This is a genomic window from Paenibacillus sp. 01T424 (assembly GCF_056398745.1).
Map to the genome: position 1 here is coordinate 14,367 of NZ_JBFTPZ010000027.1, position 25,809 is coordinate 40,175.

Genomic DNA, 25,809 nt, shown 5'->3' on the forward strand with positions numbered 1-25,809 from the left:
CCGCCTAATCCATCACAAGCAAATCAAAAAAAAGCTTATAGAAATGGTTTCTTTCTTTTACTATCATTTTTATTGATATGTATAGTCAAATGGCAGTCATACAAATGGACATTGATTAATGTTTTAGAACCCACATTGCAATGTCATAATTTACATGCTAAAGTTAATATATAGATTATTGATTAGAGTAACCTTATTCAAATGAAAAAGGAGTAGTTTTATGGCTGGAAAAAAGATTAAAATTGCTGTGCCCGACGAAGAAGGACAGGTTTCCATCATGTTTTCCCGTGGAGGACCTCGTGCTGGAGCCGGAAGAAAGGGATTTGGGGAGACTAAAAAAATTTCGTTAACGCTCACCAATGAGGTCTGGAGCGAGCTTGAAAATCGGTGCAAAACATCTGGTCTCTCCCGATCTGAAGTAATTCGCGGAATAATAGAGTCATCATTAAATACACACGACAAATTATTGTAAAGACGGGTGACAATCATGCTTGTTGAAGTGAGACAGCAATCGTTGCATATTGGACTTCAGCATATTGCTGCTGGTTTGGCATTAAGAGCAGTTTCCCCTATTCTTTCAGGCATTAAAATGCAAGCCGGAGCCCATGGTCTTTCTCTCACAGCCTGCAATACATCTATGACTCTTCAATATATTATCCCTTGTCATTGTGACCACCTTAAAATTGATAAAGAAGGAAGTACAGTTATCCCCGCTCGTCTTTTGCTCGATATTGTCCGCAGTTTTTCAACTGAAAGCAAAGTAAAGCTCGCAGAGTTAAAACATAATTTTATACATATTGAATCAGATCATTCTATTTACAGTCTGGCTACAATGGATGTTTCACAATTTCCAGATATGCGCAGCTTAGAGAATACAGCTAAATTTCAAATCGATAATATAGCGTTTAAAAAGATTGTGAAGCAAGTTTCGTTTGCAGCTTCCACTTCTGAAGTGAAACCGATATTGACAGGCATTTCTTGTCAAACCATTAATGGAAAGCTGAGGCTTTCTGCTACCGATGGCGTTCGGCTTGCTACAAGCACCTCAAATCTAAGTGAAAACAGCTCTGATTCAGTTCCGTTTGTTATTCCAGCAAAACATTTGTCCGATTATTCTAAAATGTTGTCAGATGGATCTAGCAAAACACAAATTACGATTTCAGACCAGGTCATTTCCTTCAACACATTAAATTTCAGTATGCAATCGCTGCTTATTCAAGGCACATTTCCTGTAGTTGAAAGATTGGTGCCACAAACCTTTTCAACCGAAATAACGATGAACACTGCCCCTTTTCTTCGGGCCGTCCAACGCGTCAGCTTGCTCGTTAGTGATACACATGCCATCGGGATGCGCATTTCATCTTGTGAAATCGAATTATTTGCAGCAGCAGCTGAGATAGGCGATGTCTCGGAAAAGTTCGCTATTAACCCTATTTTTGGTGAGCCGCTTATTGTTTTTTTCAATGGAAAATATATGAGAGATATTATGCAAGCGATTGACAGCACACAAGTGTTGTTGCGATTTACAGGAAAAAATAAACCGATCTTAGTTAGGCCGACCAACAACGAAGATACACTATACATTATTTCTCCAGTGCTGACTGCACATCAGCTATAATTTCAAGACAAATAAAAGAGAGGACAGCATATACGCTGTCCTCTCTTTTACATTACTAATCAATTATCGAAATAAAGGATCAATAAATGTCTTGCAAAACCGGTCCTGTATTTCTTCACAAGTGTAGCCCATCACGTACCGCAATTGCCTAAACGTATGCGGGGATTGAATGGATATAAAGGAATGAGCAGCATAACAAGGATCAATAGGCTTAATTTGCTCTTTCTCCATTGCTTCCTCAAACAAGCTGCGCAGGACAGTATGCAAATAAAGATAAGGGGGTGATTGGAAAAAATCACCTTTAGGATGTTCAAGTTCGATTTTATTAAAAGATTGCATCACGCCAAGCCATTTCGATTCCTTATCGATAAACGCTATAATTTTGCGCATAACTCCGCTCAATCGCTCATGTACGGACAGCATAGCCTCTTCTGTCAAATACGCGTCGATCTCATTGATGAAAATTTCAAAATTCTCTTTCATCATATCCATACACAAATCACCTTTGTTTGAATACCTCCGGTACAAGGTGCCTTGTCCAATACCGACTGATTTGGCGATTTGATGCATACTGACCGATTCTACCCCATGCTCCGTAAACAAGTGATTAGCCGTACGCAAAATCGCTTTGCTGAGCGCTTGTTTCGTTCTGCTGTTTTCTGGTGCAGTCATCGTTCCTATCTCCTTTTTCCGCGTTTACAAATCTTACGATTGACAATTGCCCCATTCGTCTTTATTATTCAGTAATGCGGACAATTGTCCGCTCATAGAAGCGGTCACCTTTTATTGTAGCCTGCTGGTACACAGAGGTCAACAATAGTTGGATAGACCCTCATATTTGGATAGGAGGAAATAAAATGGCTTCAGCTTCAAAAAAAGCAGCACCTGCTGGTGATCCGATGTCCATGCGCAATATTATTGCACCGCTGATTGCCATTATCGTCGGTATGTTCATGGTTATTTTGGACGGCACCGCAATGAATGTCGCTATGCCAGGTTTAATGGCCGACTTCAAAAGCTCGATGTCGCTTGTGCAGTGGACCATTACGGGTTATGCACTAGCACAGGCTGCTGTTATTCCGCTTGCGGGATGGATGTCAGATCGTTTTGGCGCCAAACAAGTCTTTTTGTTCTCAATCATTATGTTTACGATTGGTTCCGGTCTTTGTGCATTAGCAACAACCGCTGAACAGCTTATCGTATTCCGTATCATTCAAGGTCTTGGCGGCGGTATGGTTGCTCCAATCGCAATGGCCTTTACCTTTAGACTCAGCCCTCCTGGCAAACAAGGAGCAGTTATGGGTATGATCGGTATTCCAATGCTGTTAGCTCCCGCTCTTGGCCCTGTAGTAGCAGGCTGGCTCGTTGATTATGTATCTTGGCATTGGATATTTATTATCAATCTTCCAATTGGTGTCATTGCCGTTATCGTAGGGCTTCGCACCTTGCCAAAAATTGAACGCAAACATGTTCCTTCCCTAGACTTTTTAGGTATGATTTTCGCCCCACTTGCTTTTGCCAGTCTTGCTTATGGCGTAAGCTCTGCTGGCGGCGGTGAAGGCGGCGCAGGCAGCGGCTGGACCTCGCCTGAAGCTTTGATCGGTATGATAGTAGGCGGTATTTCGCTTATCCTCTTCATCATAATAGAACTGAAGCGCAAGGAGCCTTTGCTTGAGCTTCGCGTCTTTAAATCAAGCAATTTCACACGCGGCATTATTTTGCAGTGGATTGTTCAAATCGCATTATTCGGAACATTATTCTTAATTCCGATTTTCTTGCAAATCGCCAAAGGTTACTCCGCATTTGATACTGGACTTATTTTGCTTCCACAAGCTTTAGCAGCAGGTATTTTCATGCCGATCGGCGGCAAGCTGTTTGACCGCTTCGGAGCTCGTCCAATCGTCATTGCCGGTTTATCCATTGTTACGATTGCAGGCTTCATCCTTAGCCAGCTTTCAGCGGACACGACTCTTCTCACTCTTATGATTCCGATTGCTCTTCTCGGTGCAGGTATGGGCTTGTCGATGATGCCGCTTAACACACATATTATGCAATCCGCTCCTAAGGAGCTCGTTAGCCGCGTAACCTCGCTGACCGCAGCTGCGCAGCAGGTTATGACTTCCTTTGCAATCGCCGGCTTGTCGACGATTCTCGCTAGCAGAGTAGAGCATTACAGTGTAACTAACCCAGGACCAAATGTAGTGTACTCCTCTTACGGGGATACGTTCTTCATCTTGGCATCCATTTCAATCGTTGGCGCCCTCACAGCCTTCCTGCTTCGCAGACCGAAGCAAGAAGATGGCACCAATGCTGAGAATAAACCTGAAGTATCCATGATGATGGGACATTAATTCCATCTTTCCAAACAAAAAAAACAGCTTCCTCATCGTCTCTGACGACAGGGAAGCTGTTTTTTTTATTGACTAATCTATGATTTCAGCCATATCTCCGTTTTTCACGCCTGCTGCATTTGCTTCATCTGTATCAATATGCATATCAAGTGCGAATTGATCAGATACACGTGCAACAACATTTTCGAATACGACACCGCGCTCGCCAGCGAAACGAACCCGCAGCGACTGCTTGTCCGCAATACCAAACCGCTCAGCATCGCTTGTGTGGAAATGAATATGACGAGCCGCTACAATGACGCCCTCTTCGATTGTAACCTCTCCAGCAGGCCCTTGAAGCTTAATGCCTGCAGAGCCTTTTGTATTACCTGATTCCCGAACTGGCGGGTTAACGCCTAACGCAAATGCGTCCGTACGCGATACCTCGAGCTGCGTCTCTTTCCGTGCAGGTCCGAGAATTCTTACTTTTCCAAATGTTCCTTTTGGACCAACAACCGCTACCGTTTCATTCGCAGCGTATTGTCCTGGCTGAGACAATGGTTTCATTTCAGTTAACGCATAACCTGCCCCAAACAATATTTCAACATGCTCCTGTGATAAATGAATATGTCTTGCAGATACTCCGATTGGTACTCCTCTATGTATCATGTTGTCACTCTCCTGATTTAATTTTGTTGTTTTCCACAGAGTTGAAAGAAAAAGCATACGGCCTTTTGGCCGCATGCTTATCATACCACTTATTTAAATTCGGCAACAAGCTTATCGAATTCTTCTGGGGTGATTTTGATATTTTGCTTAGCTAGAGCCTCGGGCTTGAAGCCTGTAATCAAATCTTCATAGGCTTTTCGCGTTTTATTCTGATAGATTAGTCCTGTGAGCATGCCGTTTGTTTCCATAATCTTGTTCATCGCCTGCACGCGGTTTGTTGGATCGTAATCAGGGAATTGCTCCAAGTTCACGATATTTTCCTTAAACCAGTCGTACGTATTGATTTTGTTGAAGGTAACACATGGGCTGAACACGTTAATCAAGGAGAAACCTTCGTGGTTGATTCCCTCTTCGATTAATTTCGTCAGCTGCTTCAAATCACTCGAGAATGATTGAGCAATAAATGTTGCACCCGCAGATAACGCAATCTCAAGCGGTGACAGCGTCGACTCAATCGAGCCTTCCGGCGTCGATTTTGTTTTGAAGCCTTCCGCGCTGCGCGGTGAAGTTTGACCTTTGGTTAAGCCATAAATTTGGTTATCCATTACGATATAAGTCACATTCAGGTTGCGACGGATCGCGTGAACCGTGTGCCCCATACCAATAGCGAAGCCGTCTCCGTCTCCGCCTGAAGCGATTACGGTAAGCTCGCGATTAGCAAGCTTTACACCTTGTGCGATAGGCAGCACGCGGCCGTGTATGCCATGGAAGCCATAAGCGTTAATGTAGCCAGAGATCCGGCCTGAACATCCAATACCTGATATAACCGCTAGGTTCTCAGGTTCTAGTCCTACGTTAGCTGCTGCACGTTGAATCGCCGCTTGAATAGAAAAGTCTCCGCAGCCCGGGCACCAGTTAGGTTTTACATTATTTCTAAACTCTTTGAACGTTGCCATCTAAACTCAACTCCTTACATGCTTTGTGAACGTCGGAAGGTAAAAATGGGTTACCGTCGTATTTAAGCAAGCTATCGATTTTTTCTGCAAAACCAGCATGCATTTTAATTTGTCCTGCCAGCTGTCCGGTTGCATTATTTTCGATGACAATTACTTTTTTCGCATTTTGCAAGTAAGGAAGCAGAGGTTTAGTTGGGAACGGATGAATTTGACGAATCGTGATATGGTTCGTTTTCACGCCATCTAGAGTCAGCAAGCTTCTAGCTTCATCAATCGTGCCGCCAGTAGAACCCATACCGATAATAAGCAAATCAGGCGTTTCATGAGGCGCGTCAACACGAATAGCTTCACGAATGTACATATCATTCAGCTTATTCAATCGCTTATCCATCATGTGCTGACGGTTCATTGCATTCTCCGATGGACGTCCAGTTTCATCATGCTCTACGCCGGTCACATGATGCAGACCGCCCTTCTCGCCAGGCAATACACGAGGGGAAATGCCGTCTTCTGTTAGCTCATAGCGTTTAAACAAGTCGTGGCCTTCAAGGGCAGGCACATTCTCGACTAGTTTGCCGCGTTTGATTTCAATTTTGCTGTAATCAAGCTGATCACAGGATTGTTTGCCGAGCGACAGCTGCAAATCGGTCATCAGAATAACCGGTACTTGATATTCCTCAGCCAAATTGAACGATTCAATCGTATCGTAGAAGCAGTCTTCAATCGATGCAGGAGCAATGACGATTTTTGGAATCTCTCCATGTGTGCCATAAACCATTGCGTTCAAGTCCGATTGCTCTTGCTTCGTAGGTAGACCCGTTGAAGGACCGCCACGCTGCGTATTAACGATGACCAGCGGTGTTTCTGTCATGCCTGCAAGACCAATAGCCTCCATCATTAGGGACAGTCCAGGACCCGCAGAAGCGGTCATTGTGCGTACGCCAGCATAGTTTGCACCAATCGCCATCGTTACCGCTGCAATTTCATCCTCCGTTTGCACGACTGTTCCGCCGAATTTCGGAAGCTTTTTAATTAAATATTCCATAATCTCGGAAGCTGGTGTGATCGGGTAAGCCGCCATCAAACGGCAACCAGCTGCCAAAGAACCTAGACCGATTGCTTCATTGCCAATCATGAACAGCTTCTGCTGCCCATCCGCCTCATCTAGCTTAAATTCGTCAAGCGGTCCGCCCGCTTGCTCCAGCACAAACTCAGCGCCGCTTTTTACCGCTTCGATATTTTTCTCTACAACAGCTGCGCCTTTGCGTCCAAACTCTTCTTCAACCGCTTTATTGAATACTTCAAGCGGAAGACCAAGAAGCGCCCAAGAAGCGCCGGAGGCAACCATGTTTTTCATTAATGAAGTGCCTAGCTCCTCAGCCATCTTCGTAATCGGAACAGCAAACAGTCTAGCATCTATGCCTTCAGGAATCGTTGGGTTAAACTTTGCATCTGCAACGATAACGCCGCCTAGACGCAATTCCTTCGCATTCAAATCAATGCTTTCTTGGTCAAAAGCAACCAAAATATCCAAATCATCCGAAATAGCACGAATCGGCTTCGTGCTTATACGAATTTTGTTATTCGTATGTCCGCCTTTGATCCGCGAGGAGAAATGACGATATCCATATAAATAATAGCCTAAACGGTTTAGCGCCGTGGAAAAAATCCGGTCTGTACTTTCGACGCCTTCACCTTGTTGTCCCCCGATCTTCCAAGACAATTGACTAATCAAAATGCCCAACTCCTCTTTGTCTAAAACGTGCAATATTCTATTTCATCAAGTAATTATATAGTATAATTCATAACAGTCACAACAAGTTTAAAGCGCATATCTATAAAAATCAAGATGTAAACGCTTAATATAAGCATAGTTTGTTTCGATCAATCCCATACCGCAAATAGATCGAATTCATTTTAGTTAAAAGGAAGATTTTCCCGAAGGAAACGAAGAGCATTACCGGACATAAACTGTTCGGTTTGCTGCTCAGAATATCGTTTAAGAAGTGCCTCTTGAAGATTAACGAGTTCTCCAGGATGCGTTAATTGTTTCATATAACTATCAATTCCGTCAAAATCAGAGCCGAGCATAATATGCGATGCTCCGCCCAGCTCACAAATATGCTCAATATGACGCAATAAATCATCGATGACAACGACTTCCGCGCTGGATACAAACCAAGGCACAAAAGTAACCCCTACTACTCCTTGCATCTCAATTATTTTTTCAATTTGGGCATCCCTCAAATTTCGCGGATGATCGCAGATTGCTCTTGCATTTGAATGAGAAGCTAGGATCGGTTTCTTGGAAAGCTCAGCAACATCCCAGAACGCACGTTCAGATAAATGTGATACATCTATTAGTATATCCAAATTATTGCATTCTTCTACTAGCAATTTCCCTTTTGCGGTCAAGCCCCCGCCGCGCTGCTCCATCGCTCCGTCCGCAGCCCAATTCGCATGATTCCATGTCATTCCAGCTGCACGTATGCCTAATTGATGCATGATGCGAAGCAGTGACATTTGTCCTTGAAGACCATCAACACCTTCAAGCGACAGTAATGCTCCGATTTTTCCATCCTTAATACAAGAATCCAAGTCATGGGTTGTCCTTACCCACACCATGTCCTCGCAGCTTAATACCATCTGGTGGAAACGATCTACACTCTCCAAAATCGGCTCTAGTCGACCATTCATTGATTGTGGAATATAGATTGCAAAAGTTTGCAAGATCGTTCCTGCAGCCTTTAAACGCTCGTATGTAACATCTAATTTGCCGGGCTTATTGCCTTGAAAATATAAATTTTCATCAATCAACAGTTTGCATAGCACATCGCAATGGAAATCTACCACTTTCATAGACGCACCTCACCGTTTATAATTTGCAGCAAAAAAACCTGTCTACGACGTAAACAGGCGAACGATTGTTTTTTAATCCAATTGGCTTACATCTTAACGCCGCTTGGACTTGCTACCGAGGTTCAACAATCAATTTGATTGCTGTTCGATCCTCCCCATCGATAACAATGTCAGTAAAAGCCGGTATGCAAATTAAATCCACCCCGCTGGGAGCGACAAATCCACGAGCAATCGCAACTGCTTTGATCGCTTGATTTAACGCACCAGCACCAATGGCTTGCAGCTCCGCACCACCACGTTCACGAAGAACGCCAGCTAGCGCACCTGCAACGGAATTTGGATTGGACTTTGCTGAAACTTTTAATACATCCATAAAAAGAACCTCCCCTTGGACTGTTGGATGGATTCCACTTTTAAATAGTATTCGAGGGAGTTTAAAAAATTCCTGCTTTTATTCCGCATATTAACAAACTGTTCTGAATTGTCAGAACTTTCACTAGAATCATAGCATTACATCAGAAGCCATTCATCTTCCGTAAGACGAATTTTCTCAATTTTCCGTGCCTGTCCCGTCGCATCATCGATTTGAACAGATATCGCATGCAAATGCCACTTTCCTTCATCCACTACAAAACGAACCGGCAGCTGCGTAATAAATTTATGCAAAACGGCGTTTCGCTCCATGCCAAGCACCCCTTCTTTAGGGCCAACCATGCCAACATCTGTTATGTAAGCCGTGCCCCCAGGCAGGATCGTATCATCATTCGTTTGTACGTGCGTATGCGTGCCAAGCACGATAGAAGCTCTGCCATCGAGATGCCATCCCATTGCGATTTTCTCCGAGGTTGCTTCCGCATGAAAATCAACTAGGATATTGTTCGTTTGCTCTTTTGCCTCTTCGATCAATTCGTCTGCTTTGCGGAATGGACAATCGATTGGCGGTAAAAAGGTGCGGCCTTGCAAGTTAATAATAGCAAGCTGCTTTCCGCCAGCCTTAATAAAAGCCATGCCTTGTCCAGGAGCGCCTTCTGCATAATTTGCTGGGCGAACCAAGCGCGGCTCGTCGTCGATCCATTCAAAAATATCTTTATTATCCCACGTATGGTTGCCCATCGTTATGCCATGGATTCCCCATTCGAAAAATTCTTTAGCAATGGTTGCTGTAATCCCACGACCAGCAGCGGCATTCTCGCCATTCGCAATAATAATATGAGGGTTATATTTACTTTTAAGTGCTGGCAGTACTCGTTTTAACGCGCTTCTTCCTACATTGCCTACGATATCGCCGATAAATAATACGTTCATTCATTACACTTCCTTTTTTGTACGCCTGCAAACAGAAAAGTGGCTAACTAGCAGCCACTTTTCTGAAAAGCTTATATTTTTTTGTTTACTTACTTTGCATATTCAACCGCGCGTGTCTCACGAATAACCGTAACTTTAATATGTCCCGGATAATCAAGTTCGCTCTCGATTTTCTTCGTAATATCACGAGCGAGTCGGAATGCTTCTGTATCATCGATTTTCTCTGGCTGCACCATGACGCGCACTTCGCGGCCAGCTTGGATCGCGTATGATTTTTCAACGCCTTCAAACGATTCGGAAATGTCTTCAAGCTTCTCCAGACGTTTGATATACGTTTCAAGCGTTTCACGACGAGCTCCAGGGCGTGCAGCGGACAATGCATCTGCTGCTCCTACGAGCATCGCGATAACGGAAGTGGCATCCGTATCACCGTGATGGGAGGCAATACTGTTAATAACGACAGGATGCTCCTTGTATTTCTTAGCGAGCTCAACGCCGATCTCAACGTGTGATCCTTCAACTTCGTGGTCAAGTGCTTTACCGATATCATGCAGCAAGCCTGCACGCCTTGCGAGCGTAACATCTTGACCAAGCTCTGCTGCCATCAATCCAGTCAAGTAAGCGACCTCCATTGAGTGCTTCAGCACGTTTTGACCATAACTTGTCCGATATTTCAATCGACCTAAAATCTTGATTAAATCCGGATGCAAGCTATGAACGCCAACCTCGAAAGTAGCTTGCTCACCGTATTCACGGATACGCTCATCCACTTCTTTACGAGATTTTTCAACCATTTCTTCAATGCGGGCAGGATGGATACGACCGTCAGCCACAAGCTTTTCCAAAGAAGTGCGGGCAATTTCGCGTCTTATCGGGTCGAAACCAGATAAAATGACCGCTTCCGGTGTATCGTCGATAATAAGATCGATACCAGTCAATGTTTCCAAAGCACGGATATTACGGCCTTCACGCCCAATAATACGGCCTTTCATTTCTTCATTAGGCAAGGTTACGACGGAAACCGTCGTCTCAGCCACATGATCTGCCGCACAGCGCTGAATAGCTAGTGATATAATATCACGGGCTTTCTTATCGGCCTCTTCTTTCGCTTGCTGCTCGATCTCTTTAATCATCTGTGCTGTCTCATGTCGTACTTCCTGTTCAACATTGGATAAAATGATCGATTTCGCATCTTCCGTTGTCAGACTCGATATACGTTCCAATTCACTTAACTGTTGCTTGTAAATGGAGTCGATCTGCTCTTGCGTTTCTTCGATCCGTTTTTCTTTGTTGGCTACAGTTTCTTCTTTGCGTTCTAGCGCTTCTAACTTTTTATCCAGCGACTCCTCTTTTTGGAGCAAACGTCTTTCCTGACGTTGAGCCTCGTTGCGACGTTCACGAATGTCTCTCTCGGCTTCGGAACGAAGTTTGTGGACTTCATCTTTTGCCTCTAGCACAGTTTCTTTCTTCTGAGCTTCCGCTTCTTTTTTCGCATTTTCTACGATTACAATAGCAGCTTGCTCAGCACTTGAAATTTTGGCCTCGGCAATCGACTTTCGAATAAAATAACCAATCCCAAAGAATATTGCGCCAACAAAGAGACAGATCAAGATCCAAATGATCTCATTAGGCATCTTGTTCACCTCCTTGTTGCATACACCAAGGCACTGCTTGGGATGATATTAGGTTTTCAACCGGCTTCAAACCGTTTAAACATTTACTAATTTGACGAAAATAATCGTATTGAATCAACTTTTGGAAGGAAAATTGATTCAATAATGAAGGAATACAACCTCATTTTATCTTTTCGTAAAATCAATTGTCAAGCAAAAGCCCATCATCTTCCTCGAATGAGTCTTCTTCCCCATCCAGATCGATCGACTTTATCACGTCTTTCACGATATCTCCCGGAAAGCCGCTGCGCATTAAATACCCCATAAGCTTACGTTTTTTCTCAAATGGTTCGCCTTTTAAAGATCGCCATTTCTTCTCCGCAGCCTTCTTAGCAGATGCTAATTCCACTTTCTGGTCCAGTGAACCGATTGCTTCTGCTGCGGCTTCTTTCGACACGCCTCGCTGTTGCAGCTCTTGCTGAATGAACCGTCGACCCTTTAAGCGATTCTTAAGCCGGCTGGTCGCAAATTGGCGTGCATATTGTTCATCATCCACAATATGCTCTCTTTCTAAACGGTCAAGGGCATACTGAATATTGTCAGCTTCAAAAAACTTGCGATTCAAATATTGCTCAATCTGCTTTCTCGTTCGCGGTCTAGCTCCCAAATATGCGATAGCCATTATATATCCCCGATAACGCTCATCTTCCATTCGTATTTCATCGGCCTGAGCTTCGGTTACAACTTGTCCCTTGGTCAATCGATAACGAATCAATATATCTTCATGCACGGACAGAATAGCTTTCTCTGACTCGGCAAAAAGATGGTATAACTTCCGTTCTTTTTTGTCTTGCTTAACGGATAATATCATCCATTCTTCTTCGGTTCTTGAATGGCTTTCGGTCATACGGTACATCCTCTCTAAACACAGCTTCGCCGTCCCTAACAGGACGGCGAAGCATCAACACGTATAATTGCCGGACAATTTATTCTAGATCTTCGAACTCTTCATCGTCTTCATCAGGTTTGAAATTAGCCTGAGTTGCTGCTGCAGACAAGTTGCTCGCATCGCGAATTTGCTTTTCAATAACTTCGGCAACATCCTTGTGATCTTTCAAATATTGCTTCGCATTCTCACGACCTTGGCCCAGACGCTCGCCATTGTAAGAGAACCATGCTCCGCTCTTCTGAACGATATCCATCTCAACACCGATATCAACAAGTGTACCTTCTCTGGAAATACCTTCGCCGTACATGATGTCCACCTCAGCTTGCTTAAACGGTGGAGCAACCTTGTTCTTAACAACCTTAATACGAGTACGGTTACCTATCATGTCATTGCCTTGCTTCAGCGTCTCAATACGACGTACGTCAAGACGTACGCTTGAGTAGAATTTCAATGCGCGTCCGCCTGGTGTTGTCTCGGGGTTACCGAACATAACGCCGACTTTCTCACGCAATTGGTTAATAAAGATCGCAATTGTTTTCGATTTGCTGATTGCTCCCGATAGCTTTCTCAAAGCCTGAGACATCAGACGAGCTTGAAGACCTACGTGAGAATCACCCATGTCGCCTTCGATTTCAGCTTTCGGTACGAGTGCCGCAACGGAGTCAATAACGATAATATCTACCGCGCCGCTTCTTACAAGAGCTTCGGCAATTTCCAAAGCTTGTTCGCCTGTATCAGGCTGCGAAAGCAATAGCTCATCAATATTTACACCAAGCTTGCTTGCATAAAGCGGGTCAAGCGCATGCTCGGCATCGATAAAGGCAGCTTGTCCGCCAATTTTTTGAACTTCAGCAATCGCGTGAAGCGCAACTGTCGTTTTACCAGAAGATTCTGGTCCATATATTTCGATAACCCGTCCACGCGGTAATCCGCCTATTCCCAAAGCAATATCTAGAGCAAGCGAACCGCTAGGCACGGTCTCAACTTGCATGTGTGTGGATTCTCCCAATTTCATGATGGAGCCTTTACCAAATTGTTTCTCAATTTGACGCAAAGCCATTTCTAGTGCAGCGCGACGATCCGACAAGAAACTCACATCCTTCTTTATTTATAATTTTATGATACCTTTTTTCCGGCAGGTTGACAAGCATTTTTTCGAACATACATTCGCCTTTTCGCTTCGCCCCCTTAAATGGACATAAAAAAACCGCAGCAAAGATAATCTTCGCTACGGTTCTTCCGATAACTAAGCTTTATTATAACGGTCAAACCGTCAATTGACAAACATTATTTATGGCAATCATCCATTTACCAAACATGCATCTGCCATTCCTAATCAGCAAAATTACCGTGCTTGCAGCGCAAGCCACAAACGATACAAAGCAGACTTTACTGCTCGCATTCTTATCATGCCTCTGCCGCCGCTCAAATTCAGCGTATGAACAGCGGTCGGTTTGCCGCGCTCGGCAATTCCTACATAGACAAGCCCCACTGGCTTGCCTTCTGATTGTGCTGGTCCAGCAACTCCTGTCAAAGAAACGCCAAAATCAGCATCGGAGAGTTCTCGAACCCGCTCTGCCATTAAAGCGGCAGTCGAATCGCTAATCGCTCCAGGAGCCCCTTCGCCTTCAAGTTGAGTCATCGGAATGCTGAGCATATGATGCTTCATTATATTGGTGTAGGTGACAACCCCTCCTACGTACTCTCCACTGCTTCCAGGAACGTTTGTAATTAGCTCGGCAAGCAAACCCCCACTAATGCTTTCCGCGCTCGCCAGCTTGCGTCTTGAGGCTCTCAGCAGTTGTATAACCTCCTCCTCAAGAGGGATATCCTGCTCTGCATACAAATACTCGCCTACCCGATTCTTAATCTGCTGCACACTTTTATCGATTTTCAGATCAGCCTCAATGGAAGAGCTCGCTTTGGTCGATACGCGTATCGAAACCTCGCCTTCCTTTGCATAAGGTGCGATCGTAGGATCAAGCTGCCCATCAATTAGATCCAGAAGCTTAGCTTCGAGGTTGGATTCACCTATCCCCGCAAACTTTAAAATGCGAGAATAAAGCGGATTGGCCTCTCCCAACATCGAACGCAGCCACCCTTCGCCGGCGCCTTCCATCATCGGCTTCATTTCACGCGGCGGTCCCGGCAGCAGCAAATAAAGTGTTCCATCAACAGACAAACCGTTGCCAACTGCTAAGCCTGTTGTATTTTCCAACGGAACCCCGCCATCGATCATCAAAGCCTGACGACGATTGCTCTCCACCATATGAATGCCGCGCGAGCTGAACATCTGCTCAATTGCTGACATAGACGGCTCATGAATACTCAGCTCACGGTTCAAATAATCAGCTAATACATCTTTTGTAAGATCATCTTGTGTTGGTCCGAGTCCGCCAGTAAAAACAAGCAAATCCGCTCGGCTTCTGCCGATCTCAATGGCTTGCCTCAGGCGAGCAGAATTATCCCCAACTACAGTCTGAAAATAGACGTCTACACCCAACTCTGCAAGCTTCTGCGATAAGTATTGGGCATTCGTATTAACAATTTGCCCGAGCAGCAGCTCTGTCCCGACTGCAATAATTTCTGCTTTCATGATTCAAGTTCTCCTTCATATTCAAATGTATGAGTAAATACAGGCATATAAGCAAAAGCATCTCCCCTTTTTGACGGAAAGATGCTTTACCATTATTCTACCGGAATCAGATGTTTGTTTTTCAAGAAATAATCAATGCCTGAGTAAACCGTAATAGCAGCTGCTACCCAGCTTGCGATAACATCGAATGGAAAATCAATAAAATTGAATGGGAAATTATTAATAAGGAGAGCGATAATCATCGTAATTTGAATCGCCGTCTTCCATTTTCCCCAAGTGCTGGCAGCCATAACAGAACCCTCTAAAAGTGCGATTTGACGAAGTCCTGTAACAGCAAACTCTCTACTGATAATAACAATGGCAATCAGCGCATTAAGTTTATCCATTTCAACAAGTGAAATGAGAACTGCCGCCACGAGAAGCTTATCCGCCAAAGGGTCAAGCAGCTTGCCGAGGTTAGTTACAATTTTGTTTTTCCTTGCAATATAACCATCTAGACCGTCTGTGCTTGCTGCCACAATAAAAATGAGTGCCGCTGCAATTTGATTGTATGTAATGGAGAAGTCAGAAATCGTGAACGACCCCAAATCCACTTTAATAAGCAGAAAAAACATAATAACCGGCACCAAAAATATTCTGGCTAGTGTAATGCGGTTCGCCAGATTCACGCAATTCCCTCCTCAGATCGATCTAACTCATAGGTGTGCGTTACGCGAACCCTTTGTTTGTAAAAAAAATCAGATTTTTGTCCCAGCTGCAATTCATTTGTTAAGCAGCTTTGAGTGACCGCATGTGTTTTTTCTCTCATCTATGTATCCCCCAGATCCAACTGTAAAGCTGTCTAAACAAGTATAATACATGCCATTACACGTGTCAAAAGCGGCTAAAGCCTCATTTTTCATCTACGGCTTTACCAAAACGAAAAGCCCCGTTTCTCGGAAACCGATGAAACGAAGCCTTTTTAAATATAAGAAAGTATATATTTTGCACCTACTCTTCTTATATTTCTTCGTCAAAGCTGCTTCAGCATCCAGAGGACGCTGAAGGCGTTTTTGCTTGTTAGGAACGATAATTAGTAAATTGAAGCTCTACAGGCAAATCCGCTTCCCTGAGCAGCTTCATAACAGCTTGCAAATCATCTAAGCTTTTTCCGGAAACGCGCAGTTGGTCGCCTTGAATCAAGCTTTTTACCTTCAGCTTTGAATCGCGGATAAGTATATTAATTTTTTTTGAAACATCCTGCTCAATACCCTGTCTTAGCTTAATGCGCTGACGAACCGTATTGCCGGAAGCACCTTCAATTTTTCCGTAGTCCATGTTTTTAATTGGAACTCCGCGTTTTACCATTTTGGATAATAAAATGTCCAGCACACTCTTAAGTTTATACTCATCTTCTGAAGCAACAACAAGATCTTCCTTCTCAAGTGCAATGGAACTCTTGCTGCCTTTAAAATCAAAGCGTGTTTCAATTTCCCGCTCCGCCTGCTTAATCGCATTGGCTAATTCTTGCATATCCACCTTGGATACAATATCAAATGCATTTTCTGATGCCAATTCAATCTCTCCTTTGTTACGGTAATCATTATTCCGTTTTCGTTTGATTCGTTCCCGTACCTGTACCTGTACCTGTGTTAGTGCCAGATTCAGTTCCAGTATCAGTATTTCCACCTGTTGGAGCGTTTTCGTCAATTAGAGGTTTAAGCAGCAGCTTCTTCGAGCCCGCTCTGTCCCCGTCAGGAACAATAACGCCATCAACCTTAATTTCCGTCAAATCTGCTCTACCAACATTGATATAAAGCGGACCAGTAAGTTCAAATGATTCTACACTGCCATCCTCAGCATTCGCAGAATAAAGCTTCTCGCCTTGATTGCTGTCTGAACGTACCTCTAACCAGCTTCTGCCGCCGCTCACTTTAACTTCAACCTTATGGGCAACGCCAACAGGACCGATATCATATTGATCCGCTTTGCCTACTTTGCTTCCGAAAGTAACCGTCGTTGGTGCTTGTGTTGGTGTTGGCGGCGTTGGATTGTCGGTTGGAGTGTTTTCGTTTCCACCCGCGGTTCCTCCCTCGTTCGTAGCTGGAGGTTTGGAAACTTCCGTGATATTGGTATTGTTGTCGGTTTGTTTGGCACCACCTGTGTCATTATTAATAACATACACCCAGATGACGACAACAATTAAAATAAGAAACGACCACATCATCACATTGAAGCCGATTTTCCCTAGTCTTTCTGAAGACTGGGACTGCACACGTCTTGGTGATCTTGATACAATCGGCTCAGATATTTGTTCTACCGGCGCTGCAGGCACCTCATGCTGATACAAACGAAGCACTTCGTCCGGATCAAGCCCAACAGCTTCTGAGTAATTTTTCACAAATGCTCGTACATAAAAAGGACCAGGCAAAACCGTGTGGTCTCCACTTTCAATCGCTTCCAAATACCGTTTTCTAATTTTCGTCGTTTCTTGAATATCGTCAAGCGTTAATCCACGTTGCTCTCTCGCCTTGCGAAGCAATTCTCCTAAGTCAGACATGAGACGGCCTCCTTCCGATTAGAAATCGTCTGTATAGTTAGTTGTAAAAGACTCATAAGAAATTTCTTCATCTGGGTTGTTCCGTAATTCAACAATTATATCAAAATGGCTATAATCGTAATTGGATTCCTTAATAAATATGTCCGGATGCTCAATTACTTTAGTTGATGGCATAGCCATAATTTCCTGAAGCAAGCTGTAGTGCTTTTCATTTGAACGAATCGTACTGACGATACCATCAATGATAAAAATCGTATTCGGCTGCATTTCGTCCTCTGACATCTGGCTTCTAACCGTCTGGCGCAATAAGGTGGAGGACACAAAGGACCATCTTTTGTTCGAGCATACGCTTCCTGCAATAATGGATTCCGTCTTCCCAACTCGTGGCATCCCTCTTACACCTATAACCTGATTGCCGTCTCGTTTAAACACTTCACCCAAAAAATCGACCAAAATGCCCAGCTCATCACGTGTAAAACGAAACGTCTTGCGATCATCAGAGTCACGTTCAATGTAGCGTCCATGGCGCACTGCCAAAATATCTACAATTGTAGGCGTTCTCAGTTTGTTAACAGTAATATTATCTACTTTTTGCAGCATTTTGCCAAGCAATTCAATCTTCTCATCATCGTCAGTTTGAAGCAGCATGCCCCTTGTTCTATCTTCCACACCGTTAATTGTCATAATATTAACCTCAAGCATACCGAGCAATGAGGCGATATCTCCAAGTAATCCCGGGCGGTTTTTATGTATTTTGTATTCCATGTACCATTGTTTCGATTCCAAAGCGGTCACCGTCCTAAACCTGTTCTTGTAGAAGTATGTAAAAAAAGATTACATACATCATGAAACATAATTCTACAAGTTTCGTCACAATCCTGCAACCCAAAAAGAAACATTGCAGAAAAGCCTCCTAGAGGAGGCTCTTCTGCTTCTGCTTCTGTTAAGGAAGATGACGATTTCGTACGATTGCTGCTAAGACTCCTGAACAAGCTTGACCATTAAGCACGCAAGTGTTTTGCGTTCTGCTTCATCGCCAGCGTCCCATAGCTGCTTCAATACGCGTTCTTCCTCATTTTTCGGATCGACCTTCTCGTCGAGAAAAGTACCGATTTCGTAAGCTAAGCTTGAAATCGTTTCTTCCGTCATGCCGATTTTTTTGGCTTGCGATACACGCTCTGCCAAAAATTGCTTCCATGTTGCAAAATTAGAAAGTACGGTTGACATGTTTCTTCGCCTCCTAAGGGTATAGAAAAAAATCATCAACAGTCATATGATGCGTAAACACTGTTCTAATTATGCAACAAGCTTGTCCCAAGAAGCAGCAGCCACCGACTACGTATGCCATCCGCCATTCGGACTAATGACTTGGCCCGTAATATAGGAAGATTCCGGCAGTGCAAGAAAATATACAAGTGAGGCAATTTCATCTGTTGAGCCAAAACGTCCAACCGGAATTTCCTGCTGAATAGCTGCCTTTTCCTCCGCATTGAACCCATCCATCATTTCTGTCTCAACTGCACCAGGAGCAACCGCATTAACAGTAACGCCTGTCGGCGCCAGCTCTTTCGCCAGCGCCTTAGTAAAGGCGTTCATGCCACCCTTCGTCGTGGAATAGAGAACCTCGCACGAAGCACCTGACATTCCCCAAATAGAAGAAACATTTATGATGCGGCCAAAGCGCTGTGCAATCATATTCGGCATAAATAGCTGCGAACAAAGGAACATTCCTTTTAGGTTGACCGCCATCACATCATCCCATTCTTCCTCTGTCACATCCATTAACATGCCATAATGTGAAATTCCGCCATTATTAACCAATATATCGGGAAGCATATTATGGCTCTCCAGCTTCTCCCGCATCCGCTCCAGCTGCTCCTTAGAGCGCAGATCAGCAGAAATGGTTAACACATTCGCGCCAAGAGCCATACACATCCGTGCCGTTTCATTTGCTGTCTCATGAGATTGCAAGTAATGGATAACGATATTTACGCCTTCCGCTGCAAATCGTTTAGCAATAGCTGCTCCGATGCCGCGGCTTCCCCCCGTAATAAGAACCGTCATCTGTTGGAGCGTCTTCATTTTGAAGGCTGTTCCACAATGGATACTGCAAGCTGATCGAAATCAAAATGCTCGCGGAGCCGTTCATTCACTTCTTCAAGTGTACATTTCTCATAGAAATCGAGGACGTCGAACATGTCGCTGTCACGGAATCGATATCTTGTAAATTCACCGGCAATTGCTTCTGGGGAGTTAAGCATACGCAAATATCCACCGATTTTTTTACGTTTGGATCTTTCAAACGCAGTAGGCTCAATACCGCTTACCAAAACGGCTTCAACCGCCGTTCGGATTTGCTTAATAAGCTCATCAGGATTTGGAGTATCTCCGCCGATAACGGAGAAAGCATAACCCGTGCTCGAATTATACTCGCTTCCAAATGAATCAGAGATCAGATCATTTTCATACAGCTGCTGATAAAGCTTAGAGCTAGGCCCAATCAAAGCATCCAACATCAGCTTGGTCGTTACTTCTTGACGAAGAAGCGCTTCCCCTTCAAGACCTGCCTGCTTTTCTTTGAAGCCCAGCATGCATTTAGGCAATGATACAGGAAGCTCCGTTACCTTACGCGCAATTTTTACTGTTTCCGGCTCTTTCTCAAAATAACGTTCAATCGGTCCTTGAGGTTCAAACGACTTACTATTTTGATTGTCGCGGACAAGCTGGAATACTTCCTCCGCCTTCACTCCGCCAACAACAAACAACAACATATTTGATGGGTGATAAAACGTTTCATAGCAGCGATATAGCGTTTCCTTATCTATTTGCCTGATGGACTCGACAGTGCCGGCGATATCAATATGAACAGGATGCTCATGATAAAGCGCATCAATCAATCCAAAATAAACTCTCCAATCCGGATTGTCGCGGTACATATTGATTTCTTGCTCAATGATCCCTTTTTCCTTCTCCACATTTGTATCCGTAAAATAAGGATTCTGAACAAAATTGATAAGCGTCTCTAAATTCGCGTTGATTTGCTCCGTAGCCGAAAACAAGTATACGGTTCGGTCAAAGCTCGTAAAGGCATTAGCCGATGCACCTTGAGAGGCAAATACTGCGAAAATATCGCCTGTAGGCTCTTCAAACATTTTATGCTCCAAGAAATGTGCAATACCGTCCGGCACTTTTACAGGCGGCTGGCTGCCAACTGAAAAACGGTTGTCAACGGAACCGTATTTTGTAGAAAATGTCGCGTACGTTTTATGGAAGCCTTCCTTCGGAAGCACGATAACTTCAAGTCCATTATCAAGCACTTCACGATACAAGGTTTCCTGAACATTTGGATAATTTAGGGTTTGCACCTTTTATGCCTCCTTTCGATCGCGCAAAAAGTAAATCGTATCGAGCTGTACTTGCTCTGCAACCTTAACGATATCCTCAGCGGTTACCGCTTGAACCTGCTCAAGCAGCTGCTCTGCACTTCGATCTTTACCCGTTAACACGCCATTAAAATCATAAGCAATCATCTCATACGCTGAGTCTTGAAGCTCACGGAGGTGATTGGATATCATCGCCTTGGTTTGGTTCATCTCAAGCTCCGAGAGTTTTCCTTGACGCATGCTTTCAAGCTGCTCTTTAATAATCACAACTGCTCGCTCGTAATTTGCAAACTCAATTCCGGATTGAATTGTGCATAACCCTTTATGTCCATCAAGACGGGATGCAGCGTAATAAGCCAAACTCTCTTTCTCGCGCACATTCAAGAAAAGCTTCGAATGAGGGTATCCGCCCAAGATGCCGTTGTACATTAATGCAGCTGGATAAGCATCATCAACATACCCGACTCCCGTACGAAGCCCTAAATTCAGCTTGCCTTGACTGACCTCCATCCGTTCTGTAACCTGTTTCACTTCCTTAACAGGGTGATGGATATTCGGAGTGGAATAAGCAGATGGTGAACCATCCTTCAACTTGAAGGCGCTCGCCACAAGCTTCGTTACTTCCTCAAGCGTCGTATCTCCAACGACATACAAGTCAAGTGCTGCATTATCCAGCCACTGCAAATAGGAATCATACAGTGAAGATGAGGTAATGGATTCGATTTCAGCAAGCTTGCCTAGTGGATGCAAACGATAAGGCTCATCCGCGCACATTTCTTCCAAGCAGCGCTCTGCGGCGTATCGAATTTTATCATTGACGATCGCCTCTAAACGTTTTTTGAGCGTCGTTTTTTCGGCATCTACATACTTCTGATGGAAACCATTCTGATCTATGAGCGGATCTGTTATTACATCACCTAGAAATTGCAGCGATTCTGCAAGAAGTGGAGTATCGGATGAAACAAACTCATCATTTATGACATCCATTCGAAATTGGACAATCTGAGAGTCGCCTCTTTTATATACATCGAACCCAAAGCCTGCTCCATATAAATCGTCAAGCTTCTCACGAAAAGTAATCGTTTCTGGTAATTTCGCCGTGCCTCTTCTCAGTACAAACGGAATAAGAGCAACCGGTGTTACTGTTGCTTCTTCAAGTGAAAGTCCCGCAAATAACGAAATGGCAAACGTTTTGAATCGTTTTGTAGGCAATACATGCAGACGAATGCGCTGCAGCTGCCCTCTTTCAAATGTGGACACACGGTTTGCTCCTTTCAACGGCGCGTTATAGAGTAAATCTATTCCATTAAACAAATCACTATACCATTCTAACCTATAGGAAATGGAAGAAGCAACCACTGCTGCACTAGGCAGTAACGGCTGCTTCCTTTCGAGAATGGCTTATAGTTACATACAGAATATATGCTTGCCGATTGTTTTAATTTGTGTTCTTGTCCAGATCCATTTCGAGGTTGCTGTTTCTGGATTGAAATAATAAAGACAACCGCCAGAAGGATCTTGGCCGTTAATGGCATCCATAACTGCCTCGCGCGCTTTCGCATTAGGCGTAAGCCAAATTTGCCCGTCAGCAACCGCTGTAAAGGCACCAGGCTGGAAGATGACGCCATAAATCGTGTTAGGGAAACTTTGAGACTTCATACGGTTAATGATAACCGCAGCAACCGCGATTTGGCCTTCATACGGCTCGCCTCTTGCTTCACCGTATACGGCATTAGCCATAATCTGTATGTCATTTTCCGACAAGCCTAATCGGTTGGAACCTCCAATGGGTGCCTTATTGCCGGAAGAACCAGCATCTTCTTTACCGCCAGAATTAGAACCGGAAGCAGGCGGGGCTGCTGCTGATGGCGTCCATTTTTTTGTTGCTTCCCAAAGCTTCAGCTTTGTTTTGGCACCGACAATACCGTCCGATTTAAGCCCAAACTTCCATTGAAACCATGTGACCGCATTTTTTGTGCTCGATCCAAACTTCCCGTCTATATCACCTTTAAAATAACCGAGGTGCTTTAGCCGTCCTTGCAATTCTTTTACGTCTTGTCCAGTTGAGCCAACAGTTAAGGTGGCGTTGCTGAACGTTTCCTTTACTCCGTCATGCTTTCCGCTCAGTAACGAAAAGGAACCGAACAACAACAGCACGATAATCGAGGTCACCAAAATCAAACGATTTCTCATGATGGGATCTGCCTTTCTCTTGCAAGTTAGTTCGCTTAAGGTAGCGTTACCTAACTTTAGTATGAGAAGTTGATCCCACTTCTATGCACTTCGTTCCGTTTTCTGCAAACTTCGGAAATTATGAGCTAGCTCTTCCAGCTTGAAATTGATCGAGTGTAATTAGCACTTCCCGCGGCTTACTGCCTTCATAAGGACCAACAATAGAGCGAGCCTCCATTTGGTCGATCAATCTTGCCGCTCTAGTATAGCCAATTCTCATTCGCCGCTGCAGCAAGGAAACCGATGCCTGCTTCGCTTCCAATATCACTTGTACCGCTTGATCATAAAGCTCATCCAGCATTTCGTTCCCATCCGTTGAGTCCTCTTCAACTTCCGGTACAAGATCCTCTTTATACTGCGCTTCGGCTTGACCGCGTGCGTAGTTTACTAATGATTCTACTTCTTGATCGGATAAAAAGGCCCCTTGCACCCTTATCGGCTTCGACATTCCAACCGGCAAGAAAAGCATATCACCGCGACCAAGCAGCTTTTCCGCTCCTACCATATCAAGAATGGTGCGAGAGTCTACCTGAGAAGATACACCGAAAGCAATACGGGAAGGAATGTTTGCTTTAATAACGCCCGTAATGACATCGACTGATGGCCGCTGCGTTGCAATGATAAGATGAATACCAGCTGCACGCGCCATTTGAGCAAGCCTTGCAATGGAGTCCTCTACATCGTTTGCAGCAACCATCATCAAGTCAGCAAGCTCGTCCACAATAACAACGATATAAGGAAGAACAGCTGCAGGATTATCGGCCATTAAATTGTTGTAGCCTTCGATATTGCGAGTTGCGGATTTGGAGAAAAGCTCATAGCGGCTTTCCATCTCAACAACAATTTTCTTTAGAGCCAGAGAAGCACGCTTAGGATTCGTAACAACTGGAGCGAGCAAATGCGGAATTCCATTGTATACGTTCAGCTCAACCATTTTTGGGTCAATCATAAGAAATTTAACCTCGTCTGGCGCAGCCTTATACAAAATACTCGTAATAATGCCGTTAATACAAACGGATTTACCCGAACCTGTAGCACCTGCTACAAGCAAATGGGGCATTTTGGCTAAGTTGCCTACGATCGTCTGTCCAGATATATCTCGGCCGAACGCGATAGACAATTTGGAGGCAGCATTTTGAAACGCAGTGGTTTCCATTACCTCTCGCATCGTTACGACGGAAACCTCCATATTTGGCACTTCTATCCCTATGGCTGATTTCCCCGGGATCGGTGCCTCCATCCGAATATCCTTAGCTGCTAACGCAAGAGCGATATCATCCGTTAAACCAACAATTCGGCTAACCTTAACGCCCGTTGCCGGCTGAACTTCATAACGAGTTACTGCTGGCCCGCGAACAACATCCAGTACCTTAGCACGTACGCCAAAGCTTTCCAGCGTTGCCTCCAGCTTTCGGCGAGAGTCGTACATGTCGGACGCATCAGCATTTTTGCTCATTAAATTCGGTTTAGTAAGCAGCGTAAAAGGCGGCAGCAGGTAAGGTTTAGGTGCGTTCTCTTCGGCAATAGGACGTTTCGGAATCGGTTGCTCCGTATCTTCCTCATATACAAGCGCTTCTGAAGAATTAGCACCAGCCGCGATTATTTCAGGCTCCAATAAATCCGTATCATCATCCTCAGCCTCTTCCTGAGTATCGTTAAGCAGCTCTGAATCGGCTAATTCCTGAATAGGATTCGTTTGGTTCCATGCTTCATCACGATTAGCTACAAGCGGCTCATGGTCGATTATAAGACCATCACCAGCATTTTCCCATGGCGGCGTGCTGTCATGCTCATCTGGAGTCAAATCTGTATGTAAATCAGCGCCGGATTTCTCCCAAGGCGGTTCGATATCATTTTGCCAGGCAGGCTTCGCGCTTGCAAGCGTATCCGTTCCATTTGGCTCGAACACCCATTCATCCTGCGGATGACTGGAAGTATCAGACTCTTCCTCATCTTGATCCTGTCTCCAAGAGAAAAACAAAGATCTTCTCTTCTTCTTCTTAGGAGGAGCAGCAACATAACTTTCATGATCGTCATCAATTGTTTCATCATCATCATCAAAATCAGCCTGTCCAACATTGGCACTCGCTTGTGCAGCTGCGGCAGCACGCAGAGAAGCTCTCTTCTCCCATTTAGCTGCAAGCAGCTTGAACATACGATTGCCACGGGTCGTAACCAATCTCCCTAACTCCACATACGACTTACCTGTCATAAGCATGATAGAGATCGCGAACATAACAAACATAATAAGCTTCGCGCCATAATACCCGAACAAAGAGAAAAATAATGAATATTGAATAGCGCCTACAAAACCACCGCTTATTTCTTTGTCTCTGATCGGTAAATCATTTTCGGCCGGTACACTTATTAAAGATAATTTTAAATCGCTGCTAAGCTGATTAAAAATCTTCGACCCTGTCAAATCAACCGTAGGGCTCAGCTTTTGATCAATTTCAGATATGGAGCTCATGAGTGTAAATGCAAGCACCATGATAAACAAGCCTGTTCGCTTGTTCGTCCACCCTTTAGGCCAAGCGCGTTTGATCATGACAGCAAGTCCAATGACAATCCCAATTAGTGCTAATACAAAATAAAACTTGCCGAGCACAAGCCCAAATAGCTTGGATAACGAGCGCCCGACAGCCGCCTCTCCAGAGAGGGCAATAATTGATATTGTAATAAGCAAAATTCCATATACTTCATATTTTAAGTTTGTGCCAATTGATTTTTTTCGTCTCTTTTTCTTTGCCAAATCCGTCA

At 44.3% G+C, this 25,809-nt stretch carries 25 protein-coding genes; 3 read left to right on the forward strand and 22 right to left on the reverse strand.

The window, feature by feature from the left end:
• Positions 1 to 220: 220 nt before the first annotated feature.
• Together AC1DPK_RS19675 and dnaN are read left to right on the forward strand one after the other, a co-directional pair.
• Complete coding sequence (locus AC1DPK_RS19675) at positions 221 to 472, forward strand: ribbon-helix-helix domain-containing protein (protein WP_441884742.1); 252 nt, start codon at positions 221 to 223, stop codon at positions 470 to 472.
• 15 nt (positions 473 to 487) lie between these two features.
• Positions 488 to 1,618, forward strand: coding sequence for a DNA polymerase III subunit beta (gene dnaN, locus AC1DPK_RS19680; RefSeq protein ID WP_477511401.1), 1,131 nt, complete (start codon positions 488 to 490; stop codon positions 1,616 to 1,618).
• A 63-nt stretch (positions 1,619 to 1,681) separates the two neighbouring features.
• Here dnaN and AC1DPK_RS19685 read toward each other — a convergent pair whose 3' ends face one another.
• Entirely contained in the window at positions 1,682 to 2,290 is a 609-nt protein-coding gene (locus AC1DPK_RS19685; RefSeq protein ID WP_441884746.1) for a TetR/AcrR family transcriptional regulator, read from the reverse strand.
• Positions 2,291 to 2,475: 185 nt separating this feature from the next.
• On the opposite strand from AC1DPK_RS19685, the gene AC1DPK_RS19690 reads away from it, so the two are divergent.
• Positions 2,476 to 3,969: a DHA2 family efflux MFS transporter permease subunit gene (locus AC1DPK_RS19690; protein WP_441884748.1), complete on the forward strand. Its 1,494-nt coding sequence runs from the start codon at positions 2,476 to 2,478 to the stop codon at positions 3,967 to 3,969.
• A 72-nt stretch (positions 3,970 to 4,041) separates the two neighbouring features.
• Here AC1DPK_RS19690 and pduL read toward each other — a convergent pair whose 3' ends face one another.
• From pduL to AC1DPK_RS19795, 21 genes are all read right to left on the reverse strand, one after another.
• Positions 4,042 to 4,617, reverse strand: coding sequence for a phosphate propanoyltransferase (gene pduL / locus AC1DPK_RS19695; RefSeq protein ID WP_372239009.1), 576 nt, complete (start codon positions 4,615 to 4,617; stop codon positions 4,042 to 4,044).
• A gap of 89 nt (positions 4,618 to 4,706) precedes the next feature.
• Positions 4,707 to 5,573 (reverse strand): 2-oxoacid:ferredoxin oxidoreductase subunit beta, encoded by an 867-nt coding sequence (locus AC1DPK_RS19700; RefSeq protein ID WP_076269213.1) that lies wholly within the window; start codon positions 5,571 to 5,573, stop codon positions 4,707 to 4,709.
• Positions 5,551 to 7,308, reverse strand: a complete 1,758-nt coding sequence (locus tag AC1DPK_RS19705) for a 2-oxoacid:acceptor oxidoreductase subunit alpha (RefSeq protein WP_339208989.1) — start codon at positions 7,306 to 7,308, stop codon at positions 5,551 to 5,553. The genes AC1DPK_RS19700 and AC1DPK_RS19705 overlap by 23 nt, the downstream gene beginning before the upstream one ends.
• Before the next feature lie 182 nt (positions 7,309 to 7,490).
• Positions 7,491 to 8,432 (reverse strand): dipeptidase, encoded by a 942-nt coding sequence (locus AC1DPK_RS19710; RefSeq protein ID WP_477511402.1) that lies wholly within the window; start codon positions 8,430 to 8,432, stop codon positions 7,491 to 7,493.
• Between the two features lie 112 nt (positions 8,433 to 8,544).
• Positions 8,545 to 8,805 (reverse strand): stage V sporulation protein S, encoded by a 261-nt coding sequence (locus AC1DPK_RS19715; protein WP_006036664.1) that lies wholly within the window; start codon positions 8,803 to 8,805, stop codon positions 8,545 to 8,547.
• A 137-nt stretch (positions 8,806 to 8,942) separates the two neighbouring features.
• Positions 8,943 to 9,737: a TIGR00282 family metallophosphoesterase gene (locus AC1DPK_RS19720; RefSeq protein WP_339208984.1), complete on the reverse strand. Its 795-nt coding sequence runs from the start codon at positions 9,735 to 9,737 to the stop codon at positions 8,943 to 8,945.
• Positions 9,738 to 9,826: 89 nt separating this feature from the next.
• Positions 9,827 to 11,371, reverse strand: coding sequence for a ribonuclease Y (rny, locus tag AC1DPK_RS19725; protein ID WP_477511403.1), 1,545 nt, complete (start codon positions 11,369 to 11,371; stop codon positions 9,827 to 9,829).
• A gap of 181 nt (positions 11,372 to 11,552) precedes the next feature.
• Positions 11,553 to 12,257, reverse strand: coding sequence for a regulatory protein RecX (locus tag AC1DPK_RS19730; protein ID WP_477511404.1), 705 nt, complete (start codon positions 12,255 to 12,257; stop codon positions 11,553 to 11,555).
• 79 nt (positions 12,258 to 12,336) lie between these two features.
• Positions 12,337 to 13,386, reverse strand: coding sequence for a recombinase RecA (gene recA / locus AC1DPK_RS19735; protein ID WP_054028920.1), 1,050 nt, complete (start codon positions 13,384 to 13,386; stop codon positions 12,337 to 12,339).
• 258 nt (positions 13,387 to 13,644) lie between these two features.
• Positions 13,645 to 14,895, reverse strand: a complete 1,251-nt coding sequence (locus tag AC1DPK_RS19740) for a competence/damage-inducible protein A (RefSeq protein ID WP_477511405.1) — start codon at positions 14,893 to 14,895, stop codon at positions 13,645 to 13,647.
• 92 nt (positions 14,896 to 14,987) lie between these two features.
• A complete protein-coding gene (gene pgsA, locus AC1DPK_RS19745; RefSeq protein WP_138751526.1) occupies positions 14,988 to 15,563 on the reverse strand; it encodes a CDP-diacylglycerol--glycerol-3-phosphate 3-phosphatidyltransferase in 576 nt (191 codons plus the stop codon).
• The gene (locus AC1DPK_RS19750; RefSeq protein WP_179089831.1) at positions 15,560 to 15,703 is read right to left on the reverse strand and encodes a hypothetical protein; all 144 of its coding nucleotides are present in this window, start codon (positions 15,701 to 15,703) and stop codon (positions 15,560 to 15,562) included. Before AC1DPK_RS19750 ends, pgsA begins: the two co-directional genes overlap by 4 nt.
• A gap of 251 nt (positions 15,704 to 15,954) precedes the next feature.
• Positions 15,955 to 16,449: a YajQ family cyclic di-GMP-binding protein gene (locus AC1DPK_RS19755; protein WP_076269206.1), complete on the reverse strand. Its 495-nt coding sequence runs from the start codon at positions 16,447 to 16,449 to the stop codon at positions 15,955 to 15,957.
• Positions 16,450 to 16,477: 28 nt separating this feature from the next.
• Positions 16,478 to 17,434, reverse strand: a complete 957-nt coding sequence (locus tag AC1DPK_RS19760) for a RodZ domain-containing protein (RefSeq protein ID WP_477511406.1) — start codon at positions 17,432 to 17,434, stop codon at positions 16,478 to 16,480.
• Positions 17,435 to 17,452: 18 nt separating this feature from the next.
• Positions 17,453 to 18,220: a DUF3388 domain-containing protein gene (locus AC1DPK_RS19765; protein WP_076269204.1), complete on the reverse strand. Its 768-nt coding sequence runs from the start codon at positions 18,218 to 18,220 to the stop codon at positions 17,453 to 17,455.
• Positions 18,221 to 18,409: 189 nt separating this feature from the next.
• Entirely contained in the window at positions 18,410 to 18,661 is a 252-nt protein-coding gene (locus AC1DPK_RS19770; RefSeq protein WP_076269203.1) for a DUF3243 domain-containing protein, read from the reverse strand.
• A 108-nt stretch (positions 18,662 to 18,769) separates the two neighbouring features.
• On the reverse strand, positions 18,770 to 19,516 hold the full coding sequence (gene ymfI / locus AC1DPK_RS19775; protein ID WP_076269202.1) for an elongation factor P 5-aminopentanone reductase: 747 nt from the start codon (positions 19,514 to 19,516) through the stop codon (positions 18,770 to 18,772).
• Entirely contained in the window at positions 19,513 to 20,799 is a 1,287-nt protein-coding gene (gene yfmH, locus AC1DPK_RS19780) for an EF-P 5-aminopentanol modification-associated protein YfmH (protein WP_477511407.1), read from the reverse strand. Before yfmH ends, ymfI begins: the two co-directional genes overlap by 4 nt.
• Before the next feature lie 3 nt (positions 20,800 to 20,802).
• Entirely contained in the window at positions 20,803 to 22,077 is a 1,275-nt protein-coding gene (gene yfmF, locus AC1DPK_RS19785) for an EF-P 5-aminopentanol modification-associated protein YfmF (protein ID WP_477511408.1), read from the reverse strand.
• Positions 22,078 to 22,224: 147 nt separating this feature from the next.
• Complete coding sequence (gene sleB / locus AC1DPK_RS19790) at positions 22,225 to 23,010, reverse strand: spore cortex-lytic enzyme (RefSeq protein ID WP_076269200.1); 786 nt, start codon at positions 23,008 to 23,010, stop codon at positions 22,225 to 22,227.
• A 118-nt stretch (positions 23,011 to 23,128) separates the two neighbouring features.
• Positions 23,129 to 25,801: an FtsK/SpoIIIE family DNA translocase gene (locus tag AC1DPK_RS19795; protein ID WP_441881229.1), complete on the reverse strand. Its 2,673-nt coding sequence runs from the start codon at positions 25,799 to 25,801 to the stop codon at positions 23,129 to 23,131.
• Positions 25,802 to 25,809: the final 8 nt, after the last annotated feature.